At 44.5% G+C, this 15,191-nt stretch carries 6 protein-coding genes; 4 read left to right on the top strand and 2 right to left on the bottom strand.

Annotation, left to right across the window (positions count from 1 at the left end):
• Positions 1–379: 379 nt before the first annotated feature.
• The 3 genes from QUA00_RS08710 to QUA00_RS08700 all read left to right on the top strand — a co-directional run bounded on the left by QUA00_RS08710 (position 380) and on the right by QUA00_RS08700 (position 9,395).
• Entirely contained in the window at positions 380–2,767 is a 2,388-nt protein-coding gene (locus QUA00_RS08710; RefSeq protein WP_333409349.1) for a GAF domain-containing protein, read from the top strand.
• Between the two features lie 406 nt (positions 2,768–3,173).
• Positions 3,174–8,687 carry an AAA family ATPase gene (locus tag QUA00_RS08705; protein WP_333409348.1) on the top strand — a complete coding sequence of 1,838 codons (5,514 nt, stop codon included), beginning with the start codon at positions 3,174–3,176 and terminating at the stop codon, positions 8,685–8,687.
• Positions 8,688–8,963: 276 nt separating this feature from the next.
• The gene (locus tag QUA00_RS08700; protein WP_333409347.1) at positions 8,964–9,395 is read left to right on the top strand and encodes a hypothetical protein; all 432 of its coding nucleotides are present in this window, start codon (positions 8,964–8,966) and stop codon (positions 9,393–9,395) included.
• Positions 9,396–9,456: 61 nt separating this feature from the next.
• On the opposite strand, the gene QUA00_RS08695 is transcribed toward QUA00_RS08700, so the two are convergent.
• Positions 9,457–9,879 (bottom strand): DCC1-like thiol-disulfide oxidoreductase family protein, encoded by a 423-nt coding sequence (locus QUA00_RS08695; RefSeq protein ID WP_333409346.1) that lies wholly within the window; start codon positions 9,877–9,879, stop codon positions 9,457–9,459.
• 138 nt (positions 9,880–10,017) lie between these two features.
• On the bottom strand, positions 10,018–13,098 hold the full coding sequence (locus QUA00_RS08690) for a PAS domain S-box protein (RefSeq protein ID WP_333409345.1): 3,081 nt from the start codon (positions 13,096–13,098) through the stop codon (positions 10,018–10,020).
• Positions 13,099–13,829: 731 nt separating this feature from the next.
• On the opposite strand from QUA00_RS08690, the gene QUA00_RS08685 reads away from it, so the two are divergent.
• Positions 13,830–15,023, top strand: coding sequence for an NAD(P)/FAD-dependent oxidoreductase (locus QUA00_RS08685; protein WP_333409344.1), 1,194 nt, complete (start codon positions 13,830–13,832; stop codon positions 15,021–15,023).
• The last annotated feature ends 168 nt before the right edge of the window (positions 15,024–15,191 follow it).

Genomic DNA, 15,191 nt, shown 5'->3' with positions numbered 1-15,191 from the left:
CTTCTGCCTCCTGCCTCCTGCCTCCTGCCTCAAAACTCCAATTTCTAGCGGAGGGCTGCAAAGGTGAGATGCTCCCCCTGCTATATATCTCGCCTCTGAGTCAAATAGCATTAGTTGCTGACACTATCCGCTACTGTCTACCGCTTATAATGGGTGTTACCCGCCAGGTGGTAAACACGTTGATATCACCTATAACGTCGAGACTGAGAGGTTGTTTGTGAATAAAAGTAAAAGTCCCTGGGCCCATCGTCCGAGAAAACACCCAGTTTCCGATACCCACACACAAACTTTACAAACAGGATCTAAGTTCTTTACAAAGCCATAATCGCCGATCGCTGACATTCTTTGGCCAAATCCACTGCTTTCAGGTGTTTTACTCATGTCTACTCCTAAATCGTCTTCCCATCAAAACAACAACAACTCCGTAAAATCACTGCCAGCGACAGATATCCTCCCAACAAAGCAAGACAGTAACAATCTGCCCAGCGAACCAAGTATAGAACAGCTACTGGAAGCTTTGGCGGGCGAAGTACCCAGTCAATCTTCTGAAATTGAACCGTTGAAAACGTGGAAACAAGATTTACAGCGACTGTTTCAATTTCTCGGCGATCGCCGCGTTTTAATCGCAGTAATGCAACCGGGAACTTTTGCCCTGCGTTACGCTAACGCAGCATTTTGTCGCTTGGCAGGTTGGGAGGAAACGTCCTTGGCAACTCAATCTACCAACGGTTTGTTTGCAGAAACCGACATCACTCTGCTGCAACTGTTCGAGGATGGGGACGGCAAAACAGCAGAACAATTGTACCGCCGCCACCTTTTGCACTGGGTATTTAAGCAATATTATCAAATTGATATTGACGGTTTGCGGGTGCTAGACGAACCTGTCACGGCGAGTGTAAAAAACCCCAAACACCGAGAAGCCAGATTTATTGAATTTTGGCTGGGTTCGGAACAGTTAAAAATTACTCGAATTGACTCAAAAATAGATGAATTTGCGGATGTTTCTTTAAGATTAATGCCTGTTGCGGAACGGGAAGCTTGGCTGATGCAGCCGAATCAACTGGAAAATTTAGCCGATCGATTGCAGTTGGATAATTACCGCGTAGAAGGCTTGCTGGTGCTAGAAGGTTTTGATGTCACAGTGCAGGAGCAAATTCGGCGGCTGACTCAGTTATTGATCGATCAAGATTCGATGCTGCGGCCAGACAAATTTGAGAAAATCGATCGGTGTTTGCGATCGCTCTTCAATGCTGATGGCACTTTGCTGCTGCGCCCCGACGGCGAACAGGTACAGCTATTAGTTGCAAAAGACGGCCAACATTTGCAGCCAATTCTTTATTCAATGCACTCCCTAGAAGCTTCTCACTTTTTGAAGGCCACAGCAGCAAATCAAGTTTGGAACGTGCCAGACTTGCGTAGGGAGTGCGAAACCGAGTGCGATCGAACTTTGCGGAGAATGGGAACTCGATCGATGCTGCTGGTGCCCCTGGTAGTCAAATCCGTCACCCGCGAGGGGTGCGGGCAGCGGATTTTGGGTGTTGTGGGGCTGTTGTGCGATCGGCCCAACCACTTCAACGGCATTGACGCTAAACACGCCCAAGAACTCATTCCCGCCTTCATTGCAGCCCTGCGGCAAGCCATCCAGGAGCGGTTTACCCACATTCACAACATCCACCCCGCAGTCGAGTGGCGGTTCGCCCAAGAAGCAGAAAGGCGAAGTTGGGGACTACCGGCAGAAACAATCGTATTTGCTGACGTTCATCCGCTGTACGGAATTTCGGACATTCGCGGTTCTAGCGACGAAAGAAACCGAGCCATTCAAACTGATTTGCTCGAACAATTCCGCTTAGGTTTAGTCATAGCTGATGCCGTTTGCCAAACACAAACTACCCACCTCGGCGAGCAATTGCGGCTCGACTTGCTCGACTACATCGAGCATTTAAAACAAAAAGTAACAGTCGATATGGAGGTGCGAGCAGCCGAGTATTTAAACGAGCATTTAGAAGTATATTTTGACTATTTTGTGCAGTGCGGGCCCAAGGTTCAGGCAGCCGTTGAAGCTTACCAAGCAGCCTGTGAAAATGAACACAACTGCGTTTACAGCGATCGCAACCGCTACGACCAAATGCTGAACCTAATCAGCACCAAACTCCAAGAAACCTGGGCCCGCTGGCAAGAAAAAATGCAGCAAATTTTGCCCCACTACTGCGACATCGAATGCACCGACGGCATGGATCACATGATTTATGTAGGAAAATCCATCGATCCCAAATTTAGCCAGTTTCACCTACACAGTTTGCGGTACGAACAACTACGAGCTATTTGCGATTGCGGTCGCACAGTTTTTCGCCTGCAAGCCGAGTCTCAAATCAACATGGAACTCGCACATTTAGTGTTAGTTCAGAATACCACGATCGACATTTTTCACAACGAAAATACCGAAAAAATGTTTGATGTCAAAGGCACTCGCGACATCCGCTACGAACTTGTCAAAAAGCGGATCGAGAAAGCCGTTGACAAAGATGCACAAGAGCGGATTACCCAGTCGGGGATGTTGACTGTTGTTTATTCTACCGAGGAGGAGTGGGAAGAGTATCAGCAATACTTGCGCTACTTGTCTCGCGAAGGTTGGGTAGAGCCAAAAGTTCAGACTGGCATGGTAGAATCACAACAAGGAGTTAGCGGTTTAAAATTTGCCCGCGTGCGTATTTTGCCTGAACCGGAATCTATTTCTACTATCTGTGAAGTTACGGTAGTCAGCGATTGAGAACCCGTTCAATTGCCTGTTTTATGCCCAGTGCGATCGCTCCCATGCCCCTGAAAAACTGTGCAGCCAAAGCATTCGGGACTCACACACAAGACCAATATTACATTTATGATGTTTGTTGACACCAAGGGAGCATCTCATATTTGTAAAAACACTTCTTCTTGCTCCTTCCTTCTTCCTCTTTCCTCCTGCCTCCTGCCTCCTGCCTCCTGCCTCAAAACTCCAATTTATAGCTGGGCGGCTTTCATTGAGATGCTCCCGACACCAACGATCAAGCCCACATTTTCACTTAGTGTATATTCCGTGTGATTGGAAATCGCCAAATACACGATCGCAATCACACAAAATCAAGATTAAGTAATGTTAATCTAATGAGAATTAGCTCCTGTAATTTCTAACTTAAATGATGTTAAACTTATCACAATACCAAATAACTTCTACTCTGCACGAAGGCGTCGAAACAATAGTCTATCGCGGACAAACACCGACAGACGCGCCCCCAGCAATTCTGAAAGTCCTCAAAGCCGAATATCCCACCCTCGAAGCCATTACCAGGCTCAAACACGAATATCAAATCCGCCAAAATTTAGACAGCGAACAAATCGTCAAAGCCATCAGTCTCGAAACATTCGACCACCGATTAGGAATCGTTTTAGAAGACTTTGGCGGCGAATCCCTCGCAAAACTGCTGGAAAGAGAAACCTTGAGCCTGCCAGCAAATTTACACATCGCCATCCAAATAGTCAAAGCCTTACAATACCTGCATTTTCATCACATTATTCACAAAGACATCAAACCCAGCAACATCATAATTAACTCGCAAACAAAACAAGTAAAACTCACCGACTTCGGCATTGCCACAAAACTCAACAAAGAAAACCCGCAATTTAACAATCCCAACTCAGTCGAAGGCACCTTAGCCTATATGTCACCCGAACAAACCGGGAGAATGAACCGCACCCTCGACTACCGCACAGACTTTTATTCCCTTGGTATCACATTATATGAAATGCTGACAGGAAAATTGCCTTTCTGCAGCAACGACCCCTTAGAAGTAGTTTATAGCCACATTGCAGTTCAACCAATATATCCCCATCAAATCAATTCAGAAATACCTGTCGCCATCTCTGACATAGTGATGAAATTGATGGCTAAGAATGCCGAAGATAGATATCAAAGTGCGGCCGGATTGTTAGCCGACTTAGAAATTTGTTTGCATCAGTTAGAAACCACCGGACAAATTGCCGACTTCATCCCCGGACGCTTAGATATTCTCAGCCAATTGTTAATCCCCCAAAAATTGTACGGTAGAGAACAACAAGTCAACGAACTATTAGCAGCATTTGAACGTGTAGGGGCGGGTTCACCCAAATCTTTGCCACCCAACCTAAATACCGAAAAACCCGCCCGCCCCAATGCAGAAACCATTTCTGCCGCATCTTTTCCACCAAACCAAAATACAGAAAAATTCGCCCATTGCCAAAGCGAATTAATGCTAGTATCAGGCTACTCAGGCATTGGTAAATCAGCCGTAGTCAACGAAGTTAGCAAACCCATTACCCGGTCAAAAGGTTACTTCATCAGCGGCAAATTTGACCAATTAAAACGCAACATTCCTTATGCCTCATTAATCCAAGCATTTAACTCCTTGCTGCGGCAATTGCTAACAGAAAGTACACTTTCATTAGAAATATGGCGCACTAAAATTTTAACAGCCGTGGGAACAGACGGCCAAGTAATTGCCGACGTAATTCCAAAAGTTGAATTAATTATCGGCAAACAGCCAGAAGTCCCAGAACTTGCCCCTGTAGAATCCCAAAATCGATTCAATCGGGTATTCAAAGAATTTATTCGCGTTTTCGCCCAAAAAGAACACCCCCTAGTTATCTTTTTAGACGATTTGCAGTGGGCAGATTCAGCAACATTAAAGTTGATGCAAATACTGATAACTGACCCTGACCAGGAATATTTGTTGCTAATCGGTGCCTATCGAGACAATGAAGTTAGTCCGACCCACCCCTTAATCCAGACTGTAGAACAAATTGAAAAAACTGGTACAATAGTCAACAATATCGTGTTGCAACCGCTGCATTTAGCAAATGTGACGGAGTTAGTCACTGAAACACTTAACACTTCCCCAGAAAAAGTAACAAATCTAGCCGATTTGATCTGGAATAAAACGGGCGGAAATCCTTTTTTCTTGACCCAATTACTCCAAGCACTTTATCAAGACTCTCTTTTGAAATTTGAATTTAATCAGATTACAAATGACGCAAGTCAAACGGGCTGGTATTGGAGTATCGATGAAATCCAAGCCATTGGAATCACCGATAAAAGTGTGGTGGAACTGGTAGCTTCTCGCATTGAAAAGCTGCCGACACCCACGCAAGAAGTGTTGAAGCTAGCAGCTTGCGTGGGTGATAAATTTGCTTTAGATGTGCTGTCACTTGTTAGCGAAAAGTCAGCTAATACTACAGCAACTGAACTTTATTCAGCTTTGCAAGCAGGGTTAATTCTGCCCTTGAGCGATGCCTATCGCATTCCATTAGTTTTCGATCGAGCCGAATCAATCCATCTCAAGTTAGACACTTCGCGGGTAACATACAAATTTTTGCACGATCGCGTTCAGCAAGCCGCATATTCGCTAATTCCCGAAGACCAAAAGCAATCCACCCATTTAAAAATCGGTCAATTACTGTTACAGAATACTCCCCCCGACCAGCTAGAAGAAAACATATTTGATATCGTCAATCAGTTGAATGTCGGAATTGACACGATTAGCCAACAGTCGGAAAAGACGCAGTTAGCAAAATTAAATTTAACGGCTGGACGCAAGGCAAAATCCGCTGCTGCTTATGAAGCTGCTGTTAGGTACTTGCGCGTGGCTATGGGATTACTGGCAGAGGATAGCTGGCAGAGTCAGTATGAATTAACGCTCTCTATCTACGAGTCAACAGCCGAAGCTGAATACTTAAATATCAACTTTGAAGAATCAAAAAAACTCATTGATATCATTTTGGCAAAAGCTAAAAATATACTGGAAAAGGTAAATAGTTACGAACTCTACATCCAATCTTACACTGCTCAAAATAGACTTGCAGAAGCACTAAAGACCGGGCTGGAAGTGCTAAGAATTTTAGGCATTTATTTTCCTCAAAACCCAAACACGCTAAACATTATGGCGGGTCTGATTAACACAAAATTGAGTTTGGGAACGAAACGAGTTGAGGATTTAGCTAACTTGCCAGAAATGACCGATCCTAATAAACAAGCAATTATGCGGATTTTATCAGGGACTCTCAGCAGCGCTATTCAAACAAAGCCGCAACTGCTACCGCTGCTGACATTTATGATGATCCAGCACTGCGTTAAATATGGCAACTCACTTTATGCTAGTATCGCCTACGTTTATTATGGCGCGATTTTGTGCAGGCTAGGGGATATTAATTCGGGATACCAATTCGGCGAACTGGCAATTATGCTGTTAGATAAATTTCCATCCCGTTCGATCAAAAGTAAAGTTTATATGAATTTTTTTGCTTTAATCCACCATTGGAAATCCCACATTAACTCAGTATTAGGCGATTTTTTGGAAACTTTTCAAGCCGGGATGGAAACTGGAGACTTAGAATATGCAGGTTATGCTATAGCCGATTATTGTACTTACCAACTATGGATGGGAGAGCCTCTATATCTGGTTGAACAGGAGACTGGTAAGTATGTGAAATTAATGCAGAAACTTCAATTACAAATGGCTGTACCGTATATAAGTATATTCAGGCAGACGTGTCTAAACTTGTGCGGAAAAGCTGTCGAACCATGCCATTTAGTCGGCGAGAGCTTTAATGAATTTGAAATGCTCCCCGCTTTAATAGAAGCTAAAAGCTTTCTTTTAGTTTGTTTAATTTATAACGCCAAAGCTCAGCTTAATTTTACTTTTAATAACTACGTGGAAGCCTTGGATAATTCAACGTTATTTGAAAAATATGAAGAAGCCGCTGCGGGATTTTATGTGGTTTCCCTCAGCAACTTCTACTACTCTCTCAGTCTCCTCGCTTTGTTTCCCCAAGCTGGCAAAGAGAACCAAAAGCAATATCTAAAAAAAGTGAGAGAGTTGCAAAAAAAGATGAAAAAATGGGCGGTTCACGCTCCCATGAACTACCAGCATAAATATGATTTGGTAGAAGCCGAGAAAGCGCGAGTGTTAGGGCAAAATACCGAAGCAATGGAATTGTACGATCGCGCGATTGCCGGAGCTCAAAAAAATAAATACATTCAAGAGGAAGCATTAGCCTATGAATTAGCAGGAGAATTTTATCAAGCTTTGGGTAAAGAGATAGTTTCTCAAGCATATCTGACTAAAGCCTATTATGGATATATCCATTGGGGAGCAATAGCTAAAGTTAAACACTTAGAATCAACACATCCTTTCTTAGCAGCACAGACGCGCACAATTCAAACCCCAACCCTCGATGTCACCCGCACTGCCACGGGAAATACTACCAGTAGTAGTTTAGGCGATTTATTAGACTTAGCTACTTTTATTAAGTCGGCGCAAGCCATTAACGGTGAAATTGTTCTCGAAAAATTGTTAACCAAATTAATCCAAATTATTTTAGAAAATGCGGCTGCTCAAAAAGTAGTGCTGCTGCTGCTGAAAAACGATATCCTCTGCCTAGAAGCTACTGGCATTTTTGCGGAGGATACAGTGACACTTTTACCGTCTATTCCGGTAGAAAATTGTCAAGATATACCCCTGTCTGTGATTAATTACGTACAGCGCAGTCAAAACCATCTGGTTTTAGACAATGCGACTGTCGCCGAACCTTTTAATGTAGATACCTACATTCAGAAATATCAACCCAAATCAATTCTCTGTTTGCCGATTATTTATCAATCTCAGGGGCGCGGAATAATTTATTTAGAAAATGCTTTGACAGTAGGAGCTTTTACAGCAGAGAGAGTGGAAGTATTCAAAGTGTTAATTTCTCAAGTTGCTATTGCTGTAGAAAATGCTGGTTTGTACGCGCGCGAGAAAGAAAAATCTCAACAGTTAGAAAAATCTTTCAATGAATTGCAACAGGCGCAACTGCAACTGATTCAAAGCGAAAAAATGTCGGCTCTCGGCAACTTGATTGCAGGGGTTGCTCACGAAATTAACAATCCGCTTGGTTTTATTGCGGGCAATCTTGATGCCGCTGCTGAGGCTAGTTTAGATTTGATTGATTGCTTACAACTTTACCAAGAAAAATTTCCTAATCCTGGAGATGAATTACAGGATAAAGCATCGGAAATTGATTTAGAATATTTGATTGAAGATTTGCCGAAAATGCTTTTATCTATGAAATCAGGTACAGAGCGCATCCGCAATATTAGCAAGTCTTTGCGGACTTTTTCCCGCGCTGACAGTGCGAATAAAGTGTCAGCAAATATTCATGAGGGCATCGACAGCACTTTGATGATTTTACAGTATCGCCTGAAAGCTAAAGATACTCGCCCCGCGATTAAAATTATCAAAGAATACGGAGATATCCCGCCCGTTAAATGTTATTTTGGGCAATTGAATCAGGTATTTATGAATTTGCTAGCAAATGCGATCGAGTGTTTTGACGAATTCAATCAGGGCCGCACTTATGCTGAAATTGAAGCTTTACCGAATACGATCGCCATTATCACTCATCTCTCGGAGGATAGCAACAGCGTGGTGATTAAAATCAAAGATAACGGTAAAGGGATGTCATCGGAGCTCAAGTCGAAAATATTTGACCATTTATTTACTACTAAAGGAGTAGGAAAAGGTACGGGTTTGGGGTTGTCTATCAGCAGGCAAATTGTGGAAGAAACCCACGGCGGTAAACTAACTTGCGAATCGGTGCTGGGAGAAGGTTCGGAATTTGCGATCGCCCTTCCCCTGAATTAAGATTATGGAACTATGGGGTGTTTTAAAACCCGGAGATCCCCCCTAACCCCCCTTAATAAGGGGGGACAAGAGCATCCTCAAAGTCAACCCCTACTCCCCTTTTTAAGGGCGATTTAGGGGGATCGAGACTCGGCTAAAAACGGCATAACACATATATTAAAATTTGTCAATGCCTAATTATTTCGGAAAAAGTCCGCTGTTCACAGTCTACATTCGGCAGTATGCAGTTACATTATTAGCTAAATGTAATAACTATATTTGATAGGAGTTTTTCGAGTGAACGCTGCCGAACAAGCCAAAAATATAGAAGTTGCCAGCAAAATTGCTGCGGTTGTTAATTTATTCAAGTCGGAATTCCCGGATACAAAAGTCGATTTGAAACCTTGGATGAATGACCAGGATACCAGAGAACTTGTAGATCCAGATTCGATCGACATTGGCTTCCATTTCCCCGGTAGAAGCCGCTTGCTGCAAAGCCGCAGCATCTTGATTCAAATCCGATTTTACCAAGATCCGGTAGAAGGAAGCCGTCGGGCGATCGGGGTTGAGGCAGCAGGTTACGATCATACTGGTCAGCAGTGGCGCTTTTCCACCGTGGAAAATTGGAGTTTTTTCGGTCAAACCGAACCCGCTGCGGAGTCAGCCCAAAAACTCAAAGACTTTTGCCGCGAGATATTCGGTTTGTTTAATCATTCATTCGGCGATTGAAATCGCTTCTACACGAACGAAGTCCACTCCAAGCGGACTAAGAAATAAGCTGGATTTGGTATTAGTCCCGATTGTCGCAATTGTCGATCGACTTACAGCCAACTGGATAAACAGATTTGTAAGTAGTCGATCGCTTGCCAAACAAAGTATAGCGGTTATCGCGGACTTGTTCGTACACGCGATCGCCCATCCACTTCATCCCCGGCATGGCGCGGTAAGCAGCCACAAACACCTCGCCAACAGGCAATATCCGTCCGATTTCCTCCGCCGCATCGCTGCCCTGCCAGCGGCGTTCCGGAGTGTTACCATCTATCAAAATCATCCCCATTTCGCAGTCTTCAGACGTAATCCCAAAGCGATTTAATTGCTCTAAATCTTGCATGGAAATATACTCAAAATTCTTGCCTTGGTCTAAGTTTTCTAGTAACTGCACCAAGGTAACGCAGAGATTGCAATTGCCGTCGTAAATTACGCTATATTTCATGGTTAGGGGGAATAATGAATTGGGCATTGGGCATTGGGCATCGGAAATGGGTAATTGGTAGTAAATAACTACTGACAACTGACAACTGACAACTGACAACTGACAACTGACAACTGACAACTGACAACTGACAACTGACTACTGACTATTCCCCACAGGAATCTCGATCGCAAATTCCGTCCCTTGACCCGGTGCAGAATCGCACTTAAGCAGCCCGCCGTGTTTTTCCACCACAATTTGATAGCTGATAGACAGCCCCAAACCAGTACCTTTACCAGGTTCTTTCGTAGTAAAAAACGGATCGAACAGCCTTTTGTGAACATCTATCGGAATCCCCGGCCCGTTGTCAGCAATCCGAATCACAATATGAGAAGGATGTGGCATTGCATCATCAGAAACAGCAGAATCTGCTTGCATCAAAGCATCCTGTTCATATTTTACATCCGTACAAATCCGCAGCGTCGGCGAAGGACAATAAGGAATAGGCGCCAGTTGTCCCTCTGCCCACTGTCCAGTCTCCATTGCCTCTTCCAAAGCATCAATTGCATTGCCAATAATATTCATAAAAACCTGATTCAACTGTCCTGCATAACACTGTACGCGGGGCAAATTCCCGAACTCTTTGAGCAGCACAATTTTAGGACGCCCTGCCGTTTCTTTCAACCTGTGCTGCAAAATCAACAAAGTGCTTTCAATCCCTTCGTGAATATCCACCTGCTTTTGTTCGGCTTCATCTAATCGCGAAAAATTTTTCAGGGACAGCACAATTTGGCGAATTCGCTCTGCTCCCATTTTCATGGAATTTAACAACTTCGGCAAATCTCTGAGCAGAAAATTCAAATCGATATCATTTATCTCTTGTTGAATAATCGGTGTTGGGTGCGGGTATTCCTGCTGGTAAAGTTGCAGCATTTTTAGCAAGTCTTGAAAGTAATCGTCAGCGTGCATGACGTTGCCGTAAATAAAGCTAACTGGATTGTTGATTTCGTGAGCAACCCCAGCGACTAATTGGCCCAAACTGACCATTTTTTCATTTTGAACCATCATGCTTTGAGTTTTATGCACGTCCCGTAGGGCTTTTGCCAATTCTTCATTTTTAGTCCTCAATTGACTTTCGGAAAGCCGCACCGCTTCTTCCGCGTGTTTGCGATCGGTAATATCTTTGCGAATTGCTACATATTGATGGGGTTCTCCGCTGGGATTTAAGAAAGGTACAATCGTAGTATCCAACCAAAATAATGTGCCGTCTTTAGCTTGATTTTTCATTTCTCCCCGCCAAACCTTTCCCTGGCGGATGGTTGACCAAAGCTGCTTGAAAAACTCGGATGAGTGATAGCCAGAATTGACAATTCTGTGGGTTTTGCCGAGCAGTTCTTCTCGGGAGTATTTAAAGAGTTCGCAAAATTGCTCGTTGACATAGGTAATGGCTCCGAATTCGTCGGTATTCGAGACAATTGCCGATTGATCCAAAGCAAATTTTTCAAATTCCAACTCTTGGAGAGTTTGGCGCAATTCTGCTTCTGCTTGTTTGCGATCGCTAATATCGGTAATCATCCGCAATACCCCGGAAAATTCGCCCTCACCGTCGAACATCGGCGTCGCGGACACGATCGCCCACAAGTGAGATCCGTCTTTGCGAGTAAACTTAAAATCGTGGCGTTCCCGAAGGCCTTGCCGCCTGCGCTGGACGTAACTTTCTGCTATTTCCCTAGACTCGCAGTCGATAAACTCAAATAGCGATCGCCCCAGCATTTCCTCCACAGTATACCCCAGCATTTCGGCCATCCGAGAGTTAGCAAAAGTCGTGATACTTTCGCTGTCAAACATCCAAACACCCTCCGAAGCCGTCTCGACAATGCAGCGGTAATAATTCTCCCTCTCCCTGACTGTTGCCTCTGCTTGCTTACGATCCGTAATATCAGTTTGCACCGCAATAAAACCTTCGAGTTCCCCCTTTTCTTGATAAATTGGAGCGATCGAAAGCGCCACCCAATAACCCTTTCCATCCTTTTTGTAATTGTAGATTTCCTGATTAAACGGCACCCCTGCAGCCAAAGCCGATCGCAGTTTAGCAATAGTTAGCGGGTCTGTTTCAGGGCCTTGCAGTACATCACCCGGTTTTTTTCCCTGTATTTCGGCTAGCACATAACCGCTAATCCGAGTAAATCCTTCATTCACCCATTCAATGCAGCCTTGAGCATCAGTAATAATCACACCATTTTGCGTTTTTTGAGCCACAATGGCCAAGCGCGACAATTCTGTTTCAGTTTTTTTGCTTTCCGTAACATCTTCAGCAATACCCAGAATATACTTAGGTGTGCCCGAATCGTCAAACAAAGGAACTTTTTTCGTGTGCAAAATCCGCTTTCCTCGGTGCGGAAGTTGGATAGTTTGTTCGGGCAAATCGATACCTTTTCTCGTGGTCAACACTTCTAAATCTTGTGCTTGCAAGTAATTGGCATGATCTGACTCGAACAAGTCAGCAGCATTGTTTAAGATCACTTCATCCCTGGAATAGCCAAACAATTCTTCGCTCGCAGTATTCCAATAAATAAAATTTTGCTCTACAGCATCTTTAATAAAGACACTAATCGGCAGATTTTGCAGTACCGCATTCAGAAAATCTTGAGTGTTTCGCAGCTTTTCCTCAGCTCGCTTTCGCTCAGTAATATCCAAAATCACTCCGTCGAGATAAACAACCCGACACAGAGAATTTGCGATCGGCGAAACCGGCGAAACCGGCGAAACCACAGCCGACAACAAGCCCTCAATTTGCCCTTGTCCCTCTTGTCTTCCTCTCGCCTCGTCCGCCTCGCAGCAAACAGCTTTGCCTTTTTCGTAAACCCAGCTAATGCCGCCGTCAGCCCGGACAATGCGGTATTCAAGGATGTACGGAGTTCTAGTTGCTACACTTTTTTTGACAGTAGCATCCACATTTTTGCGGTCTTGAGGATGGATAATGCTTGCCAAGGAACGGACGCGATCGTTGATAAAATCAGAAGAGGGATAGCCTGAGATTTCTTGAACAGCCTCGCTCAAAAACGCCATTGTCCGTGTTAATTCCCCGTCGTCCGTATACTCGCAGGTACAGCGGTAGACAGCACCGGGAATATTAGCTACTAAATTTTTATATTTTTCTTCGCTTTTTAACAAAGATGAGCCGTCTTCGTTATTGTGATCGCCGTTCTTAAATTTAGAAGAATTCGAGGAAATTTGCATGATTTTTTCACTTGTGAGTGCGGGGGCAAGTGTTAGAGTAGATGACCCTATAAAAAGTGAATTAAATTTGCGAAATAATTCGTTATAAACTAATATAGTACAAAATTAGTTCTGCGAACATTCAGAAAATTTGAGGGCGGGTAATAGGTAAAGCTAATCAAGGCTATAGATATAGAAAACAGTTCGGAAACGCATTATCTAACGGATTGAACGCATTTAACGTATGTATGTTGAGGTTCGAGGGAAACAGGGAAGATTTTCCCCTTTCTCGTTTTCCCACTCCCCCTCTCTCCCCATCTCTCCCTCTGCCACTCCCCCACTCCCTCACTCTCGTTACAATAAGATAAGTGGCCTTGTTACTGATCGCCCCTCAAACAAAACACCGTCAGGAACCTCAGCCTTTAGGCATGAGGCTTGAAGGAGAAATCTAACAAGCCGTTCTGACGGGCCTCAGTCTTAACTGACTACGTTTTTCGAGTCATGACACCCTGGGATGCGTAGCTAGTCCTTTGCTCTGTCGTTGAGAGTTAAACAGTTCTAAGGTAACTGGAACAGTGCTTTCAACCTAACAAGCTCTTAAAACTTTGACCGACAAGCTAACTTTACTCCGAAAAGAGATTGAGGCAACCATACCTCACGCCTTGGGGCAACCATACCCCTCCACCCCGCGAGGGGATTCAATTCAATGTAAAGCCGTCCTAAAAGGACGGGGTTTCAAACCCATAGTTCTGATGACTCAACAACAACCCCGGATTTGCATTCTCGGCGGAGGCTTCGGCGGACTCTACACAGCCCTGCGCTTGAGTCAGTTACCCTTCTCCAAAACCGAAAAACCCGAAATTGTCCTAGTTGACCGCCGCGATCGATTTTTGTTCGTTCCCCTGCTGTACGAACTCCTGACCGGCGAACTCCAAACCTGGGAAATTGCCCCGCCGTTTGCCGAACTCTTGGAAACCACAGGCGTGCGCTTTTGTCAAGGTACTGTCTCCGGCATCGATGTAGAGGAAAAGCGAGTGAAGTTGCACGACGGGCCAGAAATTCCGTGCGATCGCCTTGTTTTAGCTTTAGGCGGCAAAACCCCTCTAGATATGGTCAAGGGTGCCGTTGAATATGCTTACTCATTTCGCACTCTCGACGACGCCTACCGCTTAGAAGAAAGATTGCGGTTTTTAGAAGCCAGCAACAAGGACAAAATTCGGGTTGCGATCGTCGGGGCAGGTTATTCGGGAGTAGAATTAGCTTGTAAATTAGCCGATCGACTCGGAGAAAAAGGTCGCGTGCGGTTAGTCGAGCAAGGGAACATGATTCTGCGGACATCACCGGAGTTTAACCGCGAAGCCGCCACCCAAGCATTAGAAAAACGGAAAGTGTGGATCGACTTAGAAACAGAAGTAGAGGCGATCGAAGCCGACACAATATCCTTACTTTACAAAGGACAATTAGATGTTCTCCCCGTAGACATAGTGCTGTGGACAGTAGGAACTCAAGTCAGTCAAGCAGTGCGATCGCTACCCCTCAAACAAAACCGCCGAGGTCAATTAACAGTCAATCCGACAATGCAAATTATCGACCATCCAGATATATTTGCCTTGGGAGACTTAGCTGAATGTCACGATGCGATCGGTCAAATAGTCCCCGGAACAGCCCAAACAGCCTTCCAGCAAGCTGACTACACCGCCTGGAACATTTGGGCATCCCTCACCGGCCGCCCATTACTTCCTTTCCGGTACCAGCCGCTAGGAGAAATGATGACATTAGGAATTGACAACGCCACCCTGGCCGGTTTAGGAATTAAAATCGACGGACAACTAGCCCACATTGCTCGCCGCCTAGCCTATCTCTATCGGATGCCAACATTTGACCATCAACTAAAAGTTGGTTTCAATTGGATTAGCAGGCCGATTCAGGAGTTGCTTAAAAGTTAATCGATGCTTCTTCAAATAGATTGGCAACAGGCAAGATGCCTGTTCCACAAAAATTCAATGTTCTTGTGGAATGGGCATCTTGCCCGTTCCAAAAAAATTCAATATTCTTGTGGAATGGGCATCTTGCCCGTTCCCAAAAAATTCAATATTCTTGTGGAATGGGCATCT

Origin of the sequence: Microcoleus sp. T2B6, assembly GCF_036700475.1 — a bacterium.
Taxonomy (GTDB): Bacteria; Cyanobacteriota; Cyanobacteriia; order Cyanobacteriales; family Microcoleaceae; genus Microcoleus.
Note: the sequence above shows the minus strand (reverse complement) of the source record. Positions and strands in the feature narration are given on the sequence as shown.